Origin of the sequence: Pseudoxanthomonas sp. GM95, from assembly GCF_900109775.1 — a bacterium.
GTDB lineage: Bacteria > Pseudomonadota > Gammaproteobacteria > Xanthomonadales > Xanthomonadaceae > Pseudoxanthomonas_A.
This window is the reverse complement of record NZ_FOAX01000002.1, coordinates 1,134,193-1,156,090: the sequence shown is the minus strand read 5'-3', so window position 1 is coordinate 1,156,090 and position 21,898 is coordinate 1,134,193. Positions and strand designations below refer to the sequence as shown.

Genomic DNA, 21,898 nt, shown 5'->3' with positions numbered 1-21,898 from the left:
ACGGCCGGGTGCTGTCAAGCCTGCCCTGCCGCCCCCGCCTTGCGTACACTGACCCCGATGTCCTCGCGCTTCATCCACCTCCACCTGCACACCGAATTCTCGCTGGCGGATTCGACCATCCGCGTGCCCGAGAAACCGGACGAAGGCTTCCCGGCCAAGGCCAAGCGGCCCAACCTGGTGAGCACCGCGGTACAGCTGCAGGCACCGGCACTGGCGGTCACCGACCGCAACAACCTGTTCGCGCTGGTGAAGTACTACAAGTCGTGCGAAGCGGTGGGCATCAAGCCCATCGCCGGCGCCGACGTGAGCATCGTCGAGGAAGACGGCACGCCCTGGTCGATCACCCTGCTCTGCCGCGACCATGGCGGCTACCTCACCCTGTCGCGCCTGCTAACGCGCGCGTGGATGGAAGGCCACCGCACCGATGGCGTGGCGATCGATCCGGCGTGGCTGCGCGACGACACCAGCGGCCTGTTCGGCATCATCGGCCGCAACAGCCAGGCCGGGCGCCTGGCCTTTGGCAACCGCCACGACCTGGCCGAGCAGAACCTGGCCGACTGGCAGCGCGCCTTCGGCGAGAACCTGCACCTGGAGCTGACCCGCACCGGCCGCGAAGGCGAGGACGCGTTCAACGCCTTTGCGCTGCATGCTGCCGCGGCGCGCGGCCTGCCGGTGGTGGCCAGTAATGATGTGCGCTTCCTGGAGGCCTCGGGCTTCGACGCGCACGAGGCGCGCGTGTGCATCTCTTCCGGTCGCGTGCTGGACGATCCCAAGCGCCCGCGCGACTACAGCGCCGAGCAGTACTTCAAGTCGGCCGAGCAGATGTCGGAACTGTTCGCCGACGTGCCCGATGCGATCGACAACACTTGGGCGCTGGCGCAGCGCTGCAACATCGAGCTGCGCCTGGGCACCTACTTCCTGCCCGCCTATCCGGTGCCCGACGACGAGACGCTGGACAGCTGGATCCGCGCCGAATCGCGCCGCGGCCTGGACGCGCGCCTGGAGAAGAATCCGCTGGCGCCGGGCAAGACCCGCCAGGACTACGTCGACCGGCTGGAATTCGAGCTGGACACCATCATCAAGATGGGCTTCCCCGGCTACTTCCTGATCGTGGCCGACTTCATCCAGTGGGGGAAGAACCAGGGCATTCCGATCGGCCCGGGCCGCGGTTCCGGCGCCGGCTCGCTGGTGGCCTGGGCGCTGCAGATCACCGACCTGGATCCGCTGCCGTACAACCTGCTGTTCGAGCGCTTCCTGAATCCAGAGCGCGTGTCGATGCCCGACTTCGACATCGACTTCTGCATGGACCGGCGCGAAGAGGTCATCGACTACGTCGCGCGCAAGTACGGCCGCGACCGCGTCAGCCAGATCATCACCTACGGCACCATGGCCGCCAAAGCCGTGGTGCGCGACTGCGGCCGCGTGCTGGGCTTCCCGTACGGTCTGGTCGACGGCGTCGCCAAGCTGATCCCCAACATCCTGGGCATCACGCTCAAGGACGTGATGGGCGAAGGCAAGGAAGGCCCCAGCTCGGAAATGGCCTCGGGCGAGCTGATCCAGCGCTACCAGGACGAGGACGACGTCCGCGACCTGATGGACCTGGCGCGCCAGCTCGAAGACCTGACCCGCAACGCCGGCAAGCACGCCGGCGGCGTGGTGATCGCGCCCTCGCCGCTGTCCGATTTCAGCCCGCTGTTCGCCGAACACGACGAAGGCGGCCTGGGCCGCAACCCGGTCACCCAGTTCGACAAGGACGACGTCGAAGCCGTCGGCCTGGTGAAGTTCGACTTCCTCGGCCTGCGCACGCTGACGATCATCGACTGGGCGGTGAAGGCCATCAACGTGCGCCACGAACGCGCAGGCATCCCGCCGGTGGACATCGCCGCGCTACCACTGGACGACAAGCCGACCTACACCGGCATCTTCGCCAACGGCAACACCGGCGCGGTGTTCCAGTTCGAATCCTCGGGCATGCGCCGCCTGCTCAAGGACGCACGCCCCGACCGCTTCGAAGACCTGATCGCGCTGGTGTCGCTGTACCGACCCGGCCCGATGGACCTGATTCCTTCCTTCAACGCGCGTAAGCACGGGCAGGAAGACATCATCTACCCCGACCCGCGCACCGAAGCGATCCTGAAAGACACCTACGGCATCATGGTGTACCAGGAGCAGGTCATGCAGATGGCGCAGATCGTCGGCGGCTACTCGCTGGGCGGCGCCGACCTGCTGCGCCGCGCGATGGGCAAGAAGGTGCCGGCCGAAATGGCCAAGCACCGCGAGATCTTCCGCGAAGGCGCGGCCAAGGGCGACGTCAACGGTCCCAAGGCCGACGAAATCTTCGACCTGATGGAGAAGTTCGCCGGCTACGGCTTCAACAAGTCGCACGCCGCCGCCTACGCGCTGGTCAGCTACCAGACCGCGTGGCTCAAGAAGCACTACCCGGCCGAGTTCATCGCCGCCACGCTGTCCTCGGACATGGACAACACCGACAAGGTGGTCGGCTTCCTGGCCGAGGCGCGCGGACTGGAGCTCGACGTCCTGCCGCCCGTGGTCAACCACTCGGACTACATGTTCGTGGCCACCGATGCCAAGACCGTGCGCTACGGCCTGGGCGCGATCAAGGGCGTCGGCCAGGGTGCTTGCGAGGCGATCGTCGCCGAGCGCAAGGCCGGTGGCGAATTCAAGGACCTGCTGGATTTCTGCAAGCGCGTCGGCTCGGCCAAGCTCAACCGGCGCACGCTGGAAGCCATGATCAACGCCGGTGCGCTGGATGAGCTGGGCCGCAACCGCGCCTCGCTGATGCTGCAGCTGCCCGAGGTGATGAAGGCCGTCGACCAGCTTGCCAAGAACCGCAACGCCGGCATCGTCGACATGTTCGGCTCCAGCGCGGCGGGCGACGACATCCACATCGAGCTGGCCGAATGCGACGAGGCGCCGCTGGCGCACAAGCTGCAGGCCGAGCGCGACACCCTGGGCCATTACCTGTCCGGCCATCCGATGGATCCGTATCGCGACGATCTCAAGGCGCTGGTCGGCAACGATCTGGGCAGCCTGGAGACCATCGTCGGCAATCCGTTCAACGGCGGTGGCGGCGGCGAGAAGAAATGGCGCCCGGGCGTGGTCGCGGTGCTGGCCGGCAAGGTCGTGGCGGTTCGCCAGAAGGGCGACAGCCAGAGCTTCGTCACTCTCGAAGACGGCCGCGGCCGGGTGGAATGCAGCGCGTTCTCCGATGCGATGGGCGAGTTTGGCCACCTGCTCACGCGCGATCGCATCCTGGTGGTCAAGGGCGACCTGCGCGAGGACGAATTCAACGGCGGCTACGCGCTGCGCCTGCGCCACTGCTGGGATTACGCACAGCTGGTGCAGCAGTCGCAGAAGCTCTCCATGCGCCTGGACCTGCGCGTGCCGGGCGTGCTGGAGCGCATCGAAGCACTGCTGGCCGAGCGCCGCCCCGGCAAGACCAGCCTGCGCCTGGACCTGCTGCTGCCCGGCGGCGTGGCCGGCATGCTGGAAATCAACGGCAGCCAGTCCGTGCGCGTGGATGCCGACCTGGTCGGCACCCTTCGCGAGCTGCCCGGCGTGCGCGCGGTCAAGATGGCCATGGGCCACCGCCCCTGGGCGCATTGAGCGCCTTTCACACGCCACCACACTGCCGGGTACGGGGCCTTTGCGCGCCTTCGGCTAAACTTCCCTTTTTACGGCCGACCGCTTGTCGATGAATCCAAACTACCTCGATTTCGAACAACCCATCGCCGACCTGGAAGCCAAGATCCAGGAGCTGCGCAGCGCAAGCGCCGGCCCTGCGGTCAATGTCGATACCGAAGTGCGCGCCCTGCAGGACAAGCTGCGCCTGCGCACCGCGCAGATCTTCCGCGACCTGACACCCTGGCAGGTTTCGCAGCTCTCGCGCCACCCGGCCCGTCCCTACACCGCCGATTACATCAAGGTGTTCTGCGACGAGTTCCAGGAGCTGGCCGGTGACCGCGCCTTCGCCGACGACAAGGCCATCATCGGTGGCCTGGGCCGCATCAATGGCCGCTCGGTCATGATCATCGGCCACCAGAAGGGCCGCGCGACCAAAGAGAAGATCATGCGCAACTTCGGCATGCCCAAGCCCGAGGGCTACCGCAAGGCGCTGCGCCTGATGAAGATGGCCGAGCGTTTCGGCCTGCCGATCATCACCCTGATCGACACCGCCGGCGCGTGGCCGGGCATCGATGCCGAAGAGCGCGGCCAGTCCGAAGCCATCGCGCGCAACCTGATCGAGATGGCCGAGCTGAAGGTGCCGATCATCTGCACCGTGATCGGCGAAGGCGGTTCCGGCGGCGCGCTGGCGATCGGCGTGGGCGATCGCACGATCATGCTCGAATACAGCACCTACTCGGTCATCACGCCCGAAGGCTGCGCCTCGATCCTGTGGAAGGACGCCGGCAAGGCCAAGGACGCGGCCGAACAGCTCGGCCTGACCGCCAAGCGCCTGCACGGCTTGGGCCTGGTCGACAAGGTCGTGCGCGAGCCCACCGGTGGCGCCCACCGCAACCCGCGCGCCATGGCCACCCGCCTCAAGGCCGTGCTGATCGGCGAGCTGGACGCGATGGACAACGTGCCGGTCGACGCCCTCCTGCAGCGCCGCTACGAGCGCCTGCGCGGCTACGGCGCGTACGAGACGATCTGAGTCCTCGCCTCAACGCGCCGGCGTCCAACTGACCCGGCGCGAAATACCTGCAGCATCGCTCGCCACGCAAGGGAACCTGCAGGCGAGCCGCCGGTCAGTGACCGGTGCGTTCCATCCACCAGGGCGCCATGTCCTGCGACATGGCGACCCGCCAGACCGGAGTGTCTTGCCGCATGAGCCCGATCCTCATCCTGTCCATTGCCCTGCAGGTCGCCTGCTGCGTGCATGTCGCGCGTAGTGGCCGGCCCTGGTACTGGATGATCTTCCTGATGATGTTTTCGTACCTGGCGGTGCTGGTGTACGTGATCGCCGCGGTGATCCCCGACCTGCGCCATGACCCATCCGGCCAGCGCGCGATGCGCAAGGTCCGCGCGCAGCTCGATCCCGGCCGCGGTGCACGCGATGCCAACCGCCAGCTGCAGGTCGCCGATACGCCCGAGAACCGCCGCCGCCTGGCCGAGGAAAGTCTGCGCACCGGCGATTTTGCCAGTGCAGAGGCCGCCTATCGCGGCGCGCTCAAGGGCCTGTACGCCGATGATCCGGATCTGATGCTCGGCCTGGCCCAGGCGCAGCAAGGCCTCGGCCAGCCGGCCGATGCGCTGCAGACGCTGCAGTCCCTGCGAGCCGCCAATCCGCAATACCGCTCGCACCAGGCCGACCTGCTGCACGCACGCGTGCTGGCCGAGACCGGCGCCACCGAAGAAGCCTTGCAGCGCTTCGACAACGTCTCGCGCGGCTATCCCGGCGAGGAAGCCCGCGTGCGCTACGGCCAGCTGCTGCGCCAAGGCGGCCACACCGAACAGGCCGCCGCGCAGTTCCGCGAAAGCCTGCAGCGCTCGCAGACCGCGCCCGGCTATTACAAGCGCGAACAGAAGGCCTGGCTGGAAATCGCCAAGCGCGAGCTGGCGGCGATCGGCGGTTGAGCCAAGAAGTTCTCGTCCGCACGCAATGCAAAAGAAAAAGGCCGCGCAATGCGGCCTTTTTCCTGTCCGATCGTCGTCGCGACTCCTGTCGCGACGACGCAACTCCAGCGCTTACTTGCGCGGCTTCAGCAGCTCGCTCAGCGTGTCGGTGGTGCCGGCGATGCGCTCCAGCGACGGATACTGCAGGCCACCGTGGTAGTCGATCTTGAAGGTTTCGTAGCGGTCGAAGCGCTTGACCAGCAGTTCGATCGGCGCCTTGTCGGTCTTGGCCGCGGTGACCGCGTCCTTGATCGCATCGGCGGAGAACGCAGCGCCGTTGACGGCCACGATGCTCATCTCCGGCGCGATGCCGGCCTGGAAGGCCGGGCCGTCCCACAACACATCGCCGACGCTGCCGTCGTTGCCCACGGCCATGCCCAGCGAATAGGTCAGGTTCACGTACTTGCCGCGCGTCTCGCCCGACTTCACCGCGGCGCTGGGCTTGTCGTTGAACACCAGCTTCCAGCCGCTGGCCTCGATGCCGCCGGTCAGCGGCTTGCGGCCATCCAGGCGATCACGCAGGAAGGTCGCCCAGTCGTAGGCGGCGACGCCGTTGAGCGTGGACACCACTTCCTCGAAGTCGTACGGCTTGACCACGTAGCTGCCGTTGTCCATGCCGAAGAAGGCCCTGGCGAAATCGTCGATCGACTTCTTGCCCTTGCTCAGCTCACGCAGCTTGGCGTCGGCTTCCAGCCACACCATCTGGCCGCCGGAGTAGTAGTCCTCGCTCAGCTGGTAGTTGCGGTAAGCCTGCGGCGAACGGCGGTTGATGGTCGGATCGTTGGTGGTGTCCTGCAGCGGACGCCATTCCAGGCCCGGACGGCCCTTGGCGTAGGTCGCCGCGACATTGGCCAGCGAATCCATCGTCTGGTCCTTGGACCACAGGCCCGAACGCGCGGCCATCACGTAGCCGAAGAACTGGGTCTGGCCTTCGTACACCCACAGCAGGCTGTCGCCCATCGGCACGTTGAAGTTGGGCGTGGCCAGGTCCGCGCCGCGGCGGAACTTGCCGTCCCAGGAGTGGTTGAACTCATGCGGCAGCAGGTCGCGGCCGCCCCAGGTCTCGTCCCACTTGGTGAAGTAATCCGGGCTGCCGCTGTTCTCGCTGGAACGGTGGTGCTCCAGGCCGATGCCGCCCATCTGCTTGGTCAGCGCCAACAGGAAATCGTAGTGGTCGTAGTGGTGCGCGCCGTACATCTTGTACATCTGCTCGACCAGCGCCTTGTGCTTGGCGATCTGCTCGGGCTTGGCGTCCAGCGACTTGGGCTCGTCGGCGAATACGTTGAGCTTGACCGGCGTCTGCCCCACGCTCAGGTCGAACTGCTTGTAGTACTTGCCGGCGAACAGCGGCGAGTCCTGCAGCACGTTCCACTTGAGTTCCTTGAACTGGATCGTGTCACCGGTCTTGGTCGCCGTTTCAGCGGCAGTCGCATACGACCAGCCGGCCGGCAGCTTGACGCTGGCCTGCACCGGGATCTGGCGCGAGTAGTAGCCGGCCGGATACAGCGTGGTCAGGTTCCACTGCAGGTTGAGCATGCTCGGCGTCATCACCACGCGGCCCTGGCTTGGGGCCAGCGGCGAGAGGTACTGGAACTCGACCTGCAGCTCGCTGGCGCCTTCGGGGATCTGCACCTTGAACGCGTACACGTCGTACTGGTCGCGCTTCCACTCCAGCTTCTTGCCGTTGACGGTGAAGGTCAGGCCGGCGACTTTGTTGATCTGGCCGCTGGGGCTGTGGTTGCCCGGGATCCACTGCGGATACAGCAGGGTCAGCTCGCCCGGCTTGACCGGCATGGTCTCGCGCACCTTGAAGATGCGGCGATTCAGATCGGTGGCGTCCACGTCCAAGCGCAGCGTGCCCGGATACGGAATGTCCTGCGGCGCAGGGGTCTGCGAGGTGGACTGGGCCTGGGCGGTACCGGCCAGTGCGCACAGCACGGCCAGCGCGATGGGGGACGCGTGGATCTTCATGGCAACTCCAAGAAACGGGGGCGAGAGGGGGTTTGAGGCAGTCGTCGATCGTATCGCCTGCCGGGTTGCTGACGTTCCTGCCATTGGTCATGGTCGCCCTGCCAACGCTGCGCCCTGCAAGCAAAAAGGCCGCCCCCGCGGGCGGCCTTTTCAAGGCGAAACCGATGGGCCGGTTGCCTCAGTGCATCATGTTCGCGTTCATGTTGTGCATGACCCACAGCGTGCCCACGATCACGATGCCGATGATGAGCACCGTGGACAGGAACACCAGCACATTGCCGCGCTGACCGGCGGTGCGGTCCATGTGCAGGAAGTACACCAGGTGCACCACGATCTGCACCGCAGCGCAGAGCGCGGCGATGCCGGCGGTGACGCCGGCCGGGAAGAACCCGGTCATGGCCAGCGCGAACGGGATCACCGTCAGCACCACGGCCCAGACGAAGCCGATCAGGTACGACTTGACGTCGCCGTGCGAAGCGCCCGCGTGGGCATGGTCATCGGAATGATGGACAGGACCGCTCATCACAGGGCTCCCAGCAGATAAACAACAGTGAAGACGCCGATCCAGATGATGTCCAGGAAGTGCCAGAACAGGCTCAGGCACGACAGGCGGGTCATGTTCTTCGGCGTCAGGCCGCGCATCAGGACCTGGATGACCAGCACGATCATCCAGATCATGCCCGAGGTGACGTGCAGGCCGTGCGTGGCCACCAGCGTAAAGAACGCCGACAGGAACGCACTGCGACCCGGGCCGGCACCTTCTTCGATCAGGTGGTGGAACTCATAGAGCTCCATGCCCAGGAAGCCGGCACCCAGCAGGAAGGTCACCAGCAGCCAACCCAGCAGCTGGCCCTTGCTGCCCTTGTGGGCACCGATCATGGCCAGGCCGAAGGTCAGGCTGGAGAACAGCAGCAGGAACGTCTCGCCCAGCACGAACTTCAGGTCGAACAGTTCCTTGGCCGTCGGACCGTCCACGGTCGCGCCGGACAGCACGGCGTAAGCAGCGAACAGGCCCGAGAACAGCAGGCAGTCGCTCATCAGGTAGACCCAGAACCCGAAGACGGCGTTGGCGCCGGCGTCGTGGTGGCCGTGGTCGTGACCAGCAGCGTGGTCGTCGTGGTGACTCATCGAAGTACTCGCGGACATGTCAGAGGGCTCCCGTCTTGGAAGCGCGCAGTGCGTCGAGCTGGTCGAAGCGTGCATTTTCGATCGCAGCCACTTCGGCGGCGGGCACGTAGTAATCGGTGTCCTCGTCGAAGGTGCGCGCGATGTAGGCGCCGATCATGCCGACCAGGCCGATGATGGCCATCCACCAAATGTGCCAGATCATGCCGAAGCCCAGCAGCACGCTGAAGGCGCCCATGATCACGCCGATCGAGGTGTTGCGCGGCATGTGGATGTCTTCGAAGTGGGTCGGACGCTGGTAGGCGGTGCCGGCCTGCTTGTCGATCCAATGCTGGTCAAGGCCACGGATCACCGGCAGGTGCGCGAAGTTGTAGAACGGCGCCGGCGAAGAGGTTGCCCACTCCAGCGTACGGCCATCCCACGGGTCGCCCGTCAGGTCCGGATTTTCCTTGCGCTTGAAGATGCTCCAGCCGATCTGGATGAAGTTCAGGGCGATACCGCAGCCGATGATCAGCGCGCCGCAGGCAGCGACGTACAGCCACGGCACCCACTCCGGGTTGTTGTAGGTGTTCAGGCGACGGGTCATGCCCAGGAAGCCCAGCACGTACAGCGGGGTGAAAGCGACGAAGAAGCCGACGATCCAGCACCAGAACGAGGCCTTGCCGATCTTGTCGATCAGCTTGAAGCCGAAGGCCTTCGGGAACCAGTAGGTCAGGCCGCACAGGTAGCCGAACACCACGCCGCCGATGATCACGTTATGGAAGTGCGCGATCAGGAACAGCGAGTTGTGCAGCACGAAGGACACGGCCGGGATCGCCATCATCACGCCGGTCATGCCGCCGATGGTGAAGGTGATCATGAAGCCCACGGTCCAGTACATCATCGAGGTCATCTCGATGCGGCCACGGAACATGGTGAACAGCCAGTTGAAGATCTTCACGCCGGTCGGCACCGCGATGATCATCGTGGTGATGCCGAAGAACGCGTTGACGTTGGCGCCCGAGCCCATCGTGAAGAAGTGGTGCAGCCACACGATGAAGGACAGCACGCCGATCGCGCTGGTGGCCCACACCATCGAGGTGTAGCCGAACAGCGGCTTGCGCGAGAAGGTCGACACCACTTCGGAGAACACGCCGAAGGCCGGCAGGATCAGGATGTAAACCTCCGGGTGGCCCCAGATCCAGATCATGTTGATGTACATCATGGCGTTGCCGCCACCGTCATTGGTGAAGAAGTGGGTGCCCAGGTAACGGTCGGCAGCCAGCAGCGCCAGAGTGACGGTCAGGAACGGGAACGCGGCGATGATCAGGATGTTGGTGATCAGCGCGGTCCAGGTGAAGATCGGCATGCGCATCAGGGTCATGCCCGGCGCGCGCATCTTGAAGATGGTCACCAGGAAGTTGATGCCCGTCAGCGTCGTGCCGAGACCGGAGATCTGCAGCGCCCAGATGTAGTAGTCGACACCGACGCCTGGACTGTATTGCAGCCCCGACAGTGGCGGGAACGCCAGCCAGCCGGTCTGGGCGAACTCGCCCACGAACAGCGACAGCATGATCAGCACCACGCCCGCCACGAACAGCCAGAAGCTGAGCGAGTTCAGGAACGGATAGGCCACGTCGCGCGCGCCGATCTGCAGCGGCACGATCAGGTTGACCAGGCCGGTCAGGAACGGCATGGCCATGAAGAAGATCATGATCACGCCGTGCGCGGTGAAGATCTGATCGTAGTGATGCGGTGGCAGGATGCCCTCGCTGCCGCCATGGCCCAGCGCCAGCTGGATGCGCATCATGATCGCGTCGGCAAAACCGCGCAGCAACATGACCAGTGCCACGACGATGTACATCACGCCGATCTTCTTGTGGTCGACCGAGGTCAACCATTCACGCCACAACCAGCCCCACAGCTTGAAATAGGTCATCAGACCCAGGACCGCGGCGCCGCCCAGGCCAACGCCCGCTGCGGTCGCGATCAGAATCGGCTCGTGATACGGAATCGATTCGAGCGTAAGTTTGCCCAGCAACATTAGTGCTTCTCCTGCGGATTCTGCGTCTCACCCGCCGGCGCCTGGGCGTCGTCGTGGTGCATGTCTCCCATGCCGGGCATGGAATCCATCGAATGCATGTCGTGGCCATCGGCCTGGCCCGGCGCCGGCGTGGCGTAGCCGCCGTCGTGGGCGTGGGCCTGCGCGGCCGCTTCGGTGCCCGGCTCGGCGTTGTTGTCCATGCCGAGCATCTTGTGCCCGCCCTTGCCGTGCGAACCCATCATGTATTTGGCGATGATGGTGTTGAACAGGTCAGGCTGCGCCGAGGCGTAATAGGTCGGCGCCACGTCTTCGCTGGGCTTGGCCAGTTCGGCGTAAGCCGCCGCGTCCAGGCTCTGGCCCGAGGCCTTGACCTTGGCGACCCAGGCGTCGAAGCCGGCCTGGTCGGTGGCGATGGCATTGAAATGCATGCCCGAGAAGCCCTTGCCGCTGTAATGCGAGGACAGGCCACGGAAGGTGCCCTGCTCGTTGGCGATCAGGTGCAGCTTGGTTTCCATGCCGGCCATCGAATAGATCATCGTGCCGAGCTGCGGGATGAAGAACGAGTTCATCACCGAATCGGAGGTGATCCGGAAGTTCAGCGGGGTCTTTTCCGGGAACGCGATCTCGTTGACCGTGGCGATGTTCTGGTCGGGGTAGATGAACAGCCACTTCCAGTCCAGTGACACCGCTTCGATCGTCACCGGCGCCACGTCCGAATCCAGCGGACGGTACGGGTCCAGTGCGTGCGAAGAGCGCCACACCAGCACGCCCAGCACCACGATGATCACGCACGGGATGGCCCACACGACGATTTCGATCGGCGTGGAATGGTGCCATTCCGGCTCGTAGCGGTTCTGCTTGGAGGCCCGATAGCGGTAGGCGAACACCAGGGTCATCACGATGACCGGCACCACCACCAGCAGCATCAGGACCGTGCAGGTGACGAGCAGGTTGCGCTCGTCGATGCCGATCTGACCCTTCGGGTTCAGGATGGCGGACTGGCATCCGCCGAGAAACAACACACTTGCCAGCAAAATCCATGGACGCAGTCGTCCAGGAAGCTTCAGCAGGGACATGGTCTATCCAGTTGCGAGAAGAAAATCGGCTACCTAGGCGGACGGCCGATGCACTGGTCGCCCGCAACACTGTCGCGCAACACGGACGCCACAAGGGGCCGGATGCAGGCGGGGCAAGTGCTAGAACCGCACTATTTTATGCTGCCCCGCAGCATCTAGGAAATCCCTTGCCCGATGCTTTTCCGTCAGCCTTGCCGCAATCTCGCCTGATCAGGCGCCTGGATGCGGGACATTCCGTATCGAAATGCTCGGGAGGCGTCGCGAACGCGACACACCGGGCGAGTTTAACCCGCCCTCCCCTGGCAAAGCTGCCAGCGATCACAGCAACACGTCGCGCCGCCACCGAACGCGCAAAAGAAAAGCCCCGTCAACGCTGCGACGGGGCTTCTTGAAATGATGCTGGTGCCGGAAATAGGAATCGAACCTACGACCTACGCATTACGAATGCGCCGCTCTACCAACTGAGCTATTCCGGCGGGAGCGCGAATTCTAGGGATCGCACCGCGATCGGTCAATTGACCAATTGCAGGCGCAGCTCCTTGGGCAGCGCAAACACCATGCTTTCCGGCTCGCCGGCCAGCTCGCTGACGTTGCCTGCGCCCAGTTCGCGCAGGCGCTGGATCACGCCGTCGATCAGCACGTCGGGCGCCGAAGCACCGGCGGTGACGCCGACCTTCTTCTTACCGGTGATCCAGTTGGGATCAATCTCGTGCGCGCCGTCGATCAGGTAGGACTCGACGCCATCGCGCTGTGCCAGTTCGCTCAGGCGGTTGGAATTGGAGCTGTTGGGCGAACCCACCACCAGGACCAGGTCGCATTCCTTGGCCAGGTCGCGCACGGCGTCCTGGCGGTTCTGCGTGGCGTAGCAGATATCGTCGTTCTTCGGCCCCTGCATGGCCGGGTACTTGGCCCGCAACGCGCTGATGATGCCCACGGTGTCGTCGACCGACAGCGTGGTCTGGGTGGTGTAGGCGAAGTTCTCCGGCTGGTCGATCTCCAGCGTGGCCACGCCGGCAATGTCCTCGACCAGATAGATGCGCCCGGTGCCGCGCTCGCGGTCCCACTGACCCATCGTGCCCTCCACTTCCGGGTGCCCGGCGTGGCCGATCAGGACCACATCGCGCCCGGCGCGGCAATGGCGCGCCACTTCCAGATGCACTTTGGTCACCAGCGGGCAGGTCGCGTCGAACACCTTCAGGCCGCGGCGCTCAGCCTCCTGGCGCACGGCCTGGGAAACGCCGTGGGCGCTGAAGATCACCGTGTTGTGGTCGGGCACCTCGTCGAGTTCCTCGACGAAGATCGCGCCGCGCTGCTTGAGGTCGTCGACCACGAAGCGGTTGTGCACCACCTCATGGCGCACATAGATCGGCGCGCCCAAGGTTTCGATGGCGCGCTTGACGATCTCGATCGCGCGGTCGACACCGGCGCAGAAACCACGGGGATTGGCGAGCAGGACGTCCATACCTACATTATCCCGCTTTGGCGCGGCGCTTGCCGTCGAACAGGCTGAACGCGGCGATGCCGACCGCGCCGCAGACGATGGCCGAGTCGGCGATGTTGAACGACGGCCAGTAATGGTCGCCCACGTACCACTGGATGAAATCGACCACGTGGCCGTGCATCAGCCGGTCAATCACGTTGCCCAGCGCACCGCCGATCACCAGGGAATACGGCAGGGCCACGCGCCAGTCGCCGCGCGCGGTGCGCGACAGCCAGGTGCCCAGCAGGCCGCACACGCCGATGGCCAGCGCGGTGAAGAACCAGATCTGCCAGCCGCCGGCATTGCTGAGGAAGCTGAAGGCCGCGCCGGTGTTATAGGTGCGGTACCAGTTCCAGAACCCGTCGATGACCTTCACCGCCTGGAATTCCGGCAGGCTGGCCAGCACCCAGGCCTTGGACCACTGGTCCAGCACGATCACCACCACCGACAGCACCAGCCACACCAGCGCGCTGGGCTTGGGACGCGCGGTCAGAACCATTGGCGGACCTCGCCTGCGCCATCGACGTTGTCCACGCAGCGGCCGCACAGCTCCGGATGCGCGGCATAGGCGCCGACATCGGCGCGCTTCTGCCAGCACCGAACGCACTTGGGCTTGGTGGTCGGCGTGGCCAGCACGAAGAGTTCATCGGCCTGCGCCGCGGTCACGGTGACATCGCCGCTGATGAACAGGAAGCGCAGCTCATCGCTCAGCGCCTGCCAGCGCCGCGCCGTCTCGGCGCCAGCGGTGATGGCGATTTCCGCATCCAGTGCCGCGCCGATCGTTCCGCTGGCGCGCATCGGCTCCAGCACCTTGGCGACCTGCTCGCGCAGGCCCAGCAGCGCGTCGAAATCGGCCGCGGACAGCTTTGCATCGGCCGGCAGCGGCGCCAGGCCGTCGTAGAAAGTGGAGAACAGCACGTTGTCCAGGCGCTTGCCCGGCAGGTAGCCCCACATCTCGTCGGCGGTGAAGCTCAGGATCGGCGCGATCCAGCGCACGAAGGCTTCGGCGATGTGGTACATCGCGGTCTGCGCGCTGCGGCGGCCGCGCGAATCTTCCTGCATCGTGTACAGGCGGTCCTTGGTCACGTCCAGGTACAGCGAACCCAGGTCCACGCTGCAGAAGTTCAGCAGCGCCTGCACGATCGAGGCGAAGTCGTAGCGCTCGTAGGCCGCCTTGATCTTCTCCTGCAGCTCGTACGCGCGATGCACGATCCAGCGATCCAGCGCGACCATGTCCTCCGGCGCCACGCAATGCACGGCCGGGTCGAAGCCGTTGAGGTTGCTGAGCAGGAAGCGCGCGGTGTTACGCAGGCGGCGGTAAGCGTCGGCGTTGCGCTTGAGGATCTCCTGTGACAGCGACATCTCGTTGCTGTAGTCGGCGCTGGCGATCCACAGGCGCAGGATGTCCGCGCCCAGGTTCTTCATGATGTCCTGCGGCTCGATGCCGTTGCCCAGCGACTTGGACATCTTGCGGCCGTGCTCGTCCACGGTGAAGCCGTGGGTCAGGCACTGCTTGTACGGCGCAGCCTTGTCGATCGCCACGCCGGTCAGCAGCGAGGACTGGAACCAGCCACGATGCTGGTCCGAGCCCTCCAGGTACAGGTCGGCCGGCTTGCCGAAGCCACGCTCCAGCAGCACGCCTTCGTGCGTCACGCCCGAGTCGAACCAGACATCGAGGATGTCGGTGACCTTGTCGTAGTCGGCCGCTTCGGCGCCGAGCAGTTCGGCTGCGTCCAGGTCATACCAGGCATCGACGCCGGCCTGCTCCACCTTCTGCGCAACCAGCTCCATCAGCTCGACGCTGCGCGGATGCGGCTCGTGGGTTTCGCGATGCACGAACAGCGCGATCGGAACGCCCCAGGTGCGCTGGCGACTGATGCACCAGTCCGGGCGCCCGTCGACCATGCTGGCGATGCGCGCCTGGCCCCAGGTCGGGAACCAGCCGACGTTCTTGATCGCAGCCAGCGCATCGGCGCGCAGGTTGGCCTGGTCCATCGAGATGAACCACTGCGGCGTCGCGCGGAACACCACCGGCGTCTTGTGGCGCCAGCAGTGCGGATAGCTGTGCGTCAGCGGATGGAAGGCCAGCAGCGCGCCATTGGCACGGGCCAGCTCGACGATGGTGTCGTTGGCCTTCCAGATGTGCATGCCGGCCAGCTCGGTGCCGTCGAACGCCGGCGTGGACGGCAGGTACACGCCGCGCCCGTCGACCGGATTGATCTGCGCCGCGGTGTACTGGTCGACCAGGCCGTACTTCAGGCTGACCGCGTAGTCCTCCTGGCCGTGGCCGGGCGCGGTGTGGACCGCACCGGTACCGTCTTCGGCCGAGACGTGGTCGCCCAGGATCAGCGGGACATCGCGCTGGGCGTAGAACGGATGGGCCAGCAGCAGGTGTTCCAGCGCCGCGCCCTTGGCGTGGCCCTTCACGACCACCTCGGTCACGCCATAGCGCGCCAGCGCGCGCTCGGCCAGCGCCTGTGCGATGACCAGCCAGCGCGGCGCGCCGTTGCGGGCCGGTCCTTCGACCAGCACGTAATCCAGGTCCGGGCCCAGGCTGACGGCCAGCGAGGCCGGCAGCGTCCACGGCGTGGTGGTCCAGATCGGCACGGCCACTTCGACACCGGCCGGGACCTGCGCGCCGAATGCCGCAGCCAGCGCCTGCGGATCGCGCGCGGCGTAGCCGACGTCGATCGCCGGAGACACCTTGTCCTGGTATTCGATCTCGGCCTCGGCCAGGGCCGAACCGCAGTCGAAGCACCAGTACACCGGCTTGGCGCCGCGCAGCAGGTGGCCGTTGGCCACAACCTTGGCCAGCGCGCGGATCTCGTCGGCCTCGAAGCGGAAGTTCAGCGTCTTGTATGGGTTGTCCCAATCGCCGATCACGCCCAGGCGCTTGAAATCCTTGCGCTGGATGTCGATCTGCTCTTCGGCGTACTCGCGACACTTGGCGCGGAACTGCTTGGCGTCGAGCTTGGTGCCGACCTTGCCCCACTTCTTCTCGATCGCGATCTCGATCGGCAGGCCGTGGCAATCCCAGCCCGGCACGTAGGGCGCATCGAAGCCGGCGACATAGCGCGACTTGACGATGATGTCCTTGAGGATCTTGTTGACCGCATGGCCCAGGTGGATCTGGCCGTTGGCGTACGGCGGACCATCGTGCAGCACGAACAGCGGACGGCCCTTGGCGTTCGCACGCAGCTGGGCGTACAGATCCTGGTCGTACCAGCGCTTGAGCGTGTCCGGCTCGCGCTTGGGCAGGTCGCCGCGCATCGGGAATTCCGTGGCCGGCAGTTGCAGGGTGGCTTTGTAGTCGGTGCTCACGGAAATCAGGTTCTCGGCGTCTGTGCGGTGCAAAGTCCAGGGTGCGCGCGTGTCACGCGGTGGCCCGGAAGCGTTCGGTGGAAAGGAGTTGGCGTGCGGTGGCGGCGTCGCGCTGCATCTGGACGGTCAGCGCATCGAGCCCGTCGAATTTTTCCTCGTCGCGCAGCTTGGCGACGAATTCGACCCGCAGGTGGCGCCCGTAGAGGTCGCCGTTGAAATCGAACAGGTGCGCTTCCAGCAGCGGCTCCACGCCCTCCACGGTAGGCCGGGTGCCGAAGCTGGACACCGACGGCCACGGCCGTTCGGTCAGGCCATGCACCCAGGTCGCATAGATGCCCGACAGCGCCGGCGTCTTGGGGAAGCGCAGGTTGGCCGTGGGAAATCCCAGCGTGCGGCCCAGCTGCTTGCCGCGCACCACGCGCCCGCCGATCGCATACGGCCGGCCCAACAGGCGCTCAGCGTGGGCGAAATCGCCCTGGCGCAACGCCGCGCGGATGCGCGTGGACGACACCCGCTCGCCGTCGGCGCAATGCACCGGCGCGATCTGGTCGGCAGTGAAGCCCAGCTCGGCGCCCATCGCCTGCAGCAGCGCGACATCGCCGCCACGTTTGTGGCCGAAGCGGAATTCCGGGCCGATCCACACTTCGCGCGCCTGCAAGCGGCCAACCAGCAGCGTGTGGACGAAGTCCTGCGCCGACATCGCGGTCATGCGCTGGTTGAAGCGCAGCAGCCCGACCTGGTCGGCGCCGGCATCGAGCAGGCCTTCGACCTTGGCCCGCGGCAGGCTCAGGCGCGGCGGTGGGTCGTGCGGCAGGAAGAACTCGCGCGGCAGCGGCTCGAAGGTCAGCACCACCAGCGGCAATCCCAGGCCCTGCGCACGCTGCCGGGCATGGCGCAGCAGCGCGCGATGGCCCAAGTGCAGGCCGTCGAACGCACCGATGCACACCACGCTGCCCTGTGGGGTCAGCACCCCGCCTTCAACGTCACGAAACAGCCTGCTCATCGCATTGGAGTTCGGGCCGGGCCACGCAAGGCGCCGGCCGGCCCGCGAAATCTCTTGGGAAACCCATGAAGTATAGCCGCCATGCGCCGGTACAAGCCCCGCAAGCTCAGTGCTCGCGCAGGTCACGCAGACGGAAGCCCAGCGCCACCTGCGCCACCGCGTAGGTCAGCCCGCCCGCGGCCACCAGCGCCAGCAGGAAGCCGATGCGATGCCACTTGTCCATGTCGGTGAAGGCCGGCAGCCAGTGCAGGCCTGCCCCGACCACCGCCGCCATCGCCAGGCACGACACCACCAGCCGCAGGCCGAACGCGCCCCAGCCCGGCCGGCGCTGATACACACCACTCTGCCCCAGCCAGCGCCACAGCAGCCCCAGGTTGATATAGCTGGCCACCGCACTGGCGATGCCCAGTGCCAGATGCAAGCCCGGCGTCTGCGCCAGCGCCATGGTCACACCCAGCGCGCGCACCTCCGGCTTGACCATCAGCTGGTAAAGCAGCGCCAGGAACAGCAGGTTCAGCACCATGTTGGCCACCAGCGCCGCCACGCCGGCGCGCACCGGCGTTCGGGTGTCCTGGCGCGCGTAGAACGCCGGCAGCACGATCTTCAGCAGCGCGAACGCCGGCAGGCCGAAGCTCAGGCCGAACACCGACATCGCCGCCATCCGCGTGTCGAAGGCGGTGAACTTGCCGTACTGGAAAAGCGTGGCCACCAACGGCGTGCTCAGCAGCATCAACCCGACCATTGCCGGCACCGCGATCAGCAGCGTGGTGCGCAACCCCCAGTCCAGCGCATTGGAAAAGCCGACCGTGTCGGTCTTGACGTGATGCCGCGACAGCGCCGGCAGGATCACCGTGCCCAGGGCAACGCCGAACACGCCCAGCGGCAGCTCCAGGAACCGATCGGCCTGCGACAGCCAGCTCTGCGAGCCGGCGAACAGGAACGAGGCGATCACCGTATCCAGCAGCAGGTTGATCTGCGCCACCGACGAGCCGAACAGCGTCGGCACCATCAGGGTCAGCACCCGGCGCACGTCCGGGTGGCGCCAGCCCCAGCGCGGCAGGGTCAGCAGATTGATCCCGCGCAGCGCCGGCAGCTGGAACAGCAGCTGCAGCGCGCCGGCCACCAGCACCGCCCAGCCCAGCGCCAGGATCGACATCCCCATCGCCGGGGCCAGCCACAGCGCGCCGGCGATCATGCACAGGTTGAGGATCACCGGCGTGATCGCCGGGATCGCGAAGCGGTTGAAGCTGTTCAGCGCCCCGCCCGACAGCGCGGTCAGCGAAACGAACAGCAGGAACGGGAAGGTCAGCCGCAACAGGTCCACGACCATGCCGAACTTGGCCGGGTCCTTGATCGCGCCCGGATTGAAGATCATCGCCACCTGCGGGGTGAAGATCAGCCCCAGCGCGGTGATCAGCAGCAGGATGCCGCCCAGGGTGCCGGACACCCGCGCCATCAGCTCGCGCAGGTCGGCGTGCGGGCGGGTTTCCTTGACCTCGGTAAACACCGGCACGAAGGCCGTGGAGAACGACCCTTCCGCGAACAGCCGGCGCAGGAAATTGGGAATCCGGAACGCCACCCAGAACGCATCGGTCACCGCATTGGCGCCGAAACTGGTGGCGATCGCCTGGTCGCGGACCAGGCCCAGCACCCGCGAAATCATGGTCATGCTGCTGAAGGACAGCAGGCCGCGCAGCATCTTGGGCGAGCTCACAGACCGGCCTCCGCTGACCCGAAACCCCAATCCATCGGGCCAAAGCCCCCCTGGTTGACCCAACTACTTGAATAGCCCATAATTTCCCGTTCGTTTTTCCCGCCCGCCGTCAACCCAAGAATTCTCAGGATCCCAACGTGGCCAATATCAAGTCCGCCAAGAAGCGCGCCAAGCAGACCGTCGTGCGCAACGCGCGCAACGTCGCCCAGCGCTCCATGCTGCGCACCGCCGTCAAGAAAGTCATCAAGGCGCTGGAAGCCAACGACGCCGCTGGCGCCGAAGCCGCCTTCGCTACCGCCCAGCCGATCCTCGATCGCTTCAGCTCGCGCGGCCTGATCCACAAGAACAAGGCTGCCCGTCACAAGAGCCGTCTCACCGCACGCATCAAGGCCCTCAAGGCCGCTTGACGCGCATTTGACGGATCGGGCAACAGGAAACCCGGCTTCGGCCGGGTTTTTTGTTGCCTGCGATTCGGCCACCACTGCAATAAGCGCGCTCGCAGCGCGCACGCATGAAAACGCCGGCAACCCACAGGCCGCCGGCGCAAGGTCCAGCATCGCGATGCACGTCATGCCGACTGGACTCAGCCGGCGTCCTGCGCGGCCTCGGCCGCCTCTTCGCGCTGGCGATCGAAGAAGGCCATCACGTCCTTCATGATCGGGAAGGTGCCTTCACGCGAGATCGCCGAGGTCACATACCAAGGGCCCGTCCAGCCCAGTTCCTCGACGACCGACTTGGCGCGCTCGGCCGCCTCGTCCTCGAACATCAGGTCAGCCTTGTTCAGCACCAGCCAGCGCGGCTTTTCCAGCAGCTCCGGGTCGTGCTTGCGTAGCTCGTTTTCGATCGCACGCACCTGCTCGGCCGGCGACACGGTCACGCCGGTGTCGGCGAACTCTTCGGCCACCGGCGCCATGTCCACCAGGTGCAGCAACAGGCGGGTGCGCTGCAGGTGGCGGAGGAACTGCGCACCCAGGCCCGCACCCTCGGCTGCGCCTTCGATCAGACCGGGAATGTCGGCGATGACGAAGCTGCGATACGCCTCGACGCTGACCACACCCAGGTTCGGATAGAGCGTGGTGAACGGATAGTCGGCCACCTTGGGCGTGGCCGCAGAAACGGCGCGAATCAGCGTGCTCTTGCCCGCATTGGGGAAGCCCAGCAGGCCGACGTCAGCCAGCAGCTTCAGCTCCAGCTTGAGCAGGCGCTCCTCGCCCTCCTCGCCCGGCGTCGCCTTGCGTGGCGCGCGCGTGATCGACGATTTGAAGTGCATGTTGCCCAGCCCACCCTTGCCGCCGCGCGCCACCAGCAGGCGATCGCCATGCGCAACGAGGTCGCCGATCACTTCGTCGGTACCGACGTTGACCACCATGGTGCCGACCGGCACGGTGATGGTCAGGTCCTGGCCACCCTTGCCGTAGGCTTGGCGCCCCATGCCGTTCTCGCCGCGCTGGGCCTTGAAGCTGCGCTGGTGACGGAAGTCGACCAGGGTGTTGAGGTTTTCATCGGCCTGCAGCCAGATGCTGCCGCCGTCGCCGCCGTCGCCGCCATCGGGCCCACCCAGCGGAATGAATTTCTCACGGCGGAAGCCGATGCAGCCATTGCCGCCATTGCCGGCGACGACCTGGATTTCGGCTTCATCTACGAGTTTCATGGAATTGGGACCGGGAAAAGAAAAAGGAGCCAGCGCGCGGAAGCGCTGAGGGAAGTCTAGCGGCTGCGACCCGAGCGGACCCAGCCTTGGCAGGCACCGCACCAAAGCGGCCTGCCTGAAACGAAAAACCCCGCCGAAGCGGGGCTTTCGCGGCGCTGTCGCGAAGGCTTACGCCTCGGCCAGCACGCTCACGGTGCGGCGCTTGTTGGCGCCCTTCACCGAGAAGTCCACCTTGCCATCGACCAGCGCGAACAGCGTGTGGTCGCGGCCCAGGCCGACGCCCTGGCCCGGATGGAACTGGGTGCCACGCTGGCGGATGATGATGTTGCCGGCTTCGATGGCCTGGCCACCGTAGACCTTCACGCCCAGCATTTTCGGATTGGAGTCGCGGCCGTTGCGCGAGGAACCTACGCCTTTTTTGTGTGCCATGAGTGCTTCTCCTTACTTCTTGCTGCCACCGGCGATGCCGGTGATCTCGATTTCGGTGTAGTACTGACGGTGTCCCTGCTGCTTCATGTGGTGCTTGCGGCGGCGGAACTTGATGATGCGGACCTTGTCGGCACGCGCCTGCGACTTGACGGTCGCAGTGACGGTGGCGCCCTTCAGCGCATCGCCCAGGGTGATGCCGTTTTCGTCGCCCAGCATCAGCAGGGTGTCGAACGTGATTTCTTTACCGACTTCGGCGTCCAGCTTCTCGACGCGCAGGGTCTCGCCCTGCATCACGCGATATTGCTTGCCGCCCGTGACCAGAATTGCGTACATGGGTGCTTCCTTAAGTGTTGGCTTTTCGTAGTTATTCTCATGCCTGTCGCCCATCGAGGGGCAGACAGAAGCGGAATGATAGCCGGATCAGTGACTTGGAGCAAGTCACCCCGAACCTTTCCCGCTGCGGGATGA

General features: G+C 65.8%; 17 protein-coding genes and 1 tRNA gene. 4 read left to right on the top strand and 14 right to left on the bottom strand.

All coding sequences use genetic code 11. The features are described 5' to 3' along the window. Positions 1-57: 57 nt before the first annotated feature. The 3 genes from dnaE to BMZ17_RS13135 all read left to right on the top strand — a co-directional run bounded on the left by dnaE (position 58) and on the right by BMZ17_RS13135 (position 5,598). Positions 58-3,627 (top strand): DNA polymerase III subunit alpha, encoded by a 3,570-nt coding sequence (gene dnaE / locus BMZ17_RS13145; RefSeq protein WP_093139005.1) that lies wholly within the window; start codon positions 58-60, stop codon positions 3,625-3,627. Positions 3,628-3,715: 88 nt separating this feature from the next. Next, complete coding sequence (locus tag BMZ17_RS13140) at positions 3,716-4,675, top strand: acetyl-CoA carboxylase carboxyltransferase subunit alpha (RefSeq protein ID WP_093139004.1); 960 nt, start codon at positions 3,716-3,718, stop codon at positions 4,673-4,675. A gap of 173 nt (positions 4,676-4,848) precedes the next feature. Next, positions 4,849-5,598, top strand: a complete 750-nt coding sequence (locus tag BMZ17_RS13135; RefSeq protein WP_093139003.1) for a tetratricopeptide repeat protein — start codon at positions 4,849-4,851, stop codon at positions 5,596-5,598. A 111-nt stretch (positions 5,599-5,709) separates the two neighbouring features. Here BMZ17_RS13135 and BMZ17_RS13130 read toward each other — a convergent pair whose 3' ends face one another. The 11 genes from BMZ17_RS13130 to murJ all read right to left on the bottom strand — a co-directional run bounded on the left by BMZ17_RS13130 (position 5,710) and on the right by murJ (position 19,335). After that, the gene (locus BMZ17_RS13130; RefSeq protein ID WP_093139002.1) at positions 5,710-7,608 is read right to left on the bottom strand and encodes a M61 family metallopeptidase; all 1,899 of its coding nucleotides are present in this window, start codon (positions 7,606-7,608) and stop codon (positions 5,710-5,712) included. Between the two features lie 178 nt (positions 7,609-7,786). Beyond that, positions 7,787-8,131, bottom strand: a complete 345-nt coding sequence (gene cyoD / locus BMZ17_RS13125; RefSeq protein ID WP_093139001.1) for a cytochrome o ubiquinol oxidase subunit IV — start codon at positions 8,129-8,131, stop codon at positions 7,787-7,789. Then, a complete protein-coding gene (gene cyoC / locus BMZ17_RS13120; RefSeq protein ID WP_093139000.1) occupies positions 8,131-8,754 on the bottom strand; it encodes a cytochrome o ubiquinol oxidase subunit III in 624 nt (207 codons plus the stop codon). The genes cyoD and cyoC overlap by 1 nt, the downstream gene beginning before the upstream one ends. Position 8,755: 1 nt before the next feature. Next, a complete protein-coding gene (cyoB, locus tag BMZ17_RS13115; RefSeq protein ID WP_093139742.1) occupies positions 8,756-10,753 on the bottom strand; it encodes a cytochrome o ubiquinol oxidase subunit I in 1,998 nt (665 codons plus the stop codon). A 2-nt stretch (positions 10,754-10,755) separates the two neighbouring features. Further along, positions 10,756-11,832 carry a ubiquinol oxidase subunit II gene (gene cyoA, locus BMZ17_RS13110; RefSeq protein ID WP_093138999.1) on the bottom strand — a complete coding sequence of 359 codons (1,077 nt, stop codon included), beginning with the start codon at positions 11,830-11,832 and terminating at the stop codon, positions 10,756-10,758. Positions 11,833-12,232: 400 nt separating this feature from the next. Further along, positions 12,233-12,308: transfer RNA gene (locus BMZ17_RS13105), tRNA-Thr, on the bottom strand. Positions 12,309-12,343: 35 nt separating this feature from the next. Next, positions 12,344-13,294 (bottom strand): 4-hydroxy-3-methylbut-2-enyl diphosphate reductase, encoded by a 951-nt coding sequence (ispH, locus tag BMZ17_RS13100; protein ID WP_093138998.1) that lies wholly within the window; start codon positions 13,292-13,294, stop codon positions 12,344-12,346. Positions 13,295-13,301: 7 nt separating this feature from the next. Further along, positions 13,302-13,805 (bottom strand): signal peptidase II, encoded by a 504-nt coding sequence (lspA, locus tag BMZ17_RS13095; protein ID WP_093139739.1) that lies wholly within the window; start codon positions 13,803-13,805, stop codon positions 13,302-13,304. Next, on the bottom strand, positions 13,802-16,633 hold the full coding sequence (ileS, locus tag BMZ17_RS13090; RefSeq protein ID WP_093139736.1) for an isoleucine--tRNA ligase: 2,832 nt from the start codon (positions 16,631-16,633) through the stop codon (positions 13,802-13,804). Before ileS ends, lspA begins: the two co-directional genes overlap by 4 nt. 52 nt (positions 16,634-16,685) lie before the next feature. Next, entirely contained in the window at positions 16,686-17,636 is a 951-nt protein-coding gene (locus BMZ17_RS13085; protein WP_093138997.1) for a bifunctional riboflavin kinase/FAD synthetase, read from the bottom strand. Between the two features lie 106 nt (positions 17,637-17,742). Next, positions 17,743-19,335 (bottom strand): murein biosynthesis integral membrane protein MurJ, encoded by a 1,593-nt coding sequence (gene murJ, locus BMZ17_RS13080; RefSeq protein ID WP_093139733.1) that lies wholly within the window; start codon positions 19,333-19,335, stop codon positions 17,743-17,745. A gap of 152 nt (positions 19,336-19,487) precedes the next feature. Here murJ and rpsT point away from each other — a divergent pair, with 152 nt between their 5' ends. Then, positions 19,488-19,757: a 30S ribosomal protein S20 gene (gene rpsT / locus BMZ17_RS13075; RefSeq protein WP_093138996.1), complete on the top strand. Its 270-nt coding sequence runs from the start codon at positions 19,488-19,490 to the stop codon at positions 19,755-19,757. A 176-nt stretch (positions 19,758-19,933) separates the two neighbouring features. Here the strand turns inward: rpsT and obgE are convergent, their stop codons facing one another. The 3 genes from obgE to rplU form a co-directional block, all read right to left on the bottom strand. Then, a complete protein-coding gene (gene obgE / locus BMZ17_RS13070; RefSeq protein WP_093138995.1) occupies positions 19,934-21,001 on the bottom strand; it encodes a GTPase ObgE in 1,068 nt (355 codons plus the stop codon). A 168-nt stretch (positions 21,002-21,169) separates the two neighbouring features. Continuing rightward, on the bottom strand, positions 21,170-21,430 hold the full coding sequence (gene rpmA / locus BMZ17_RS13065) for a 50S ribosomal protein L27 (protein ID WP_093138994.1): 261 nt from the start codon (positions 21,428-21,430) through the stop codon (positions 21,170-21,172). A 12-nt stretch (positions 21,431-21,442) separates the two neighbouring features. Further along, complete coding sequence (gene rplU, locus BMZ17_RS13060) at positions 21,443-21,763, bottom strand: 50S ribosomal protein L21 (RefSeq protein WP_093138993.1); 321 nt, start codon at positions 21,761-21,763, stop codon at positions 21,443-21,445. Positions 21,764-21,898: the final 135 nt, after the last annotated feature.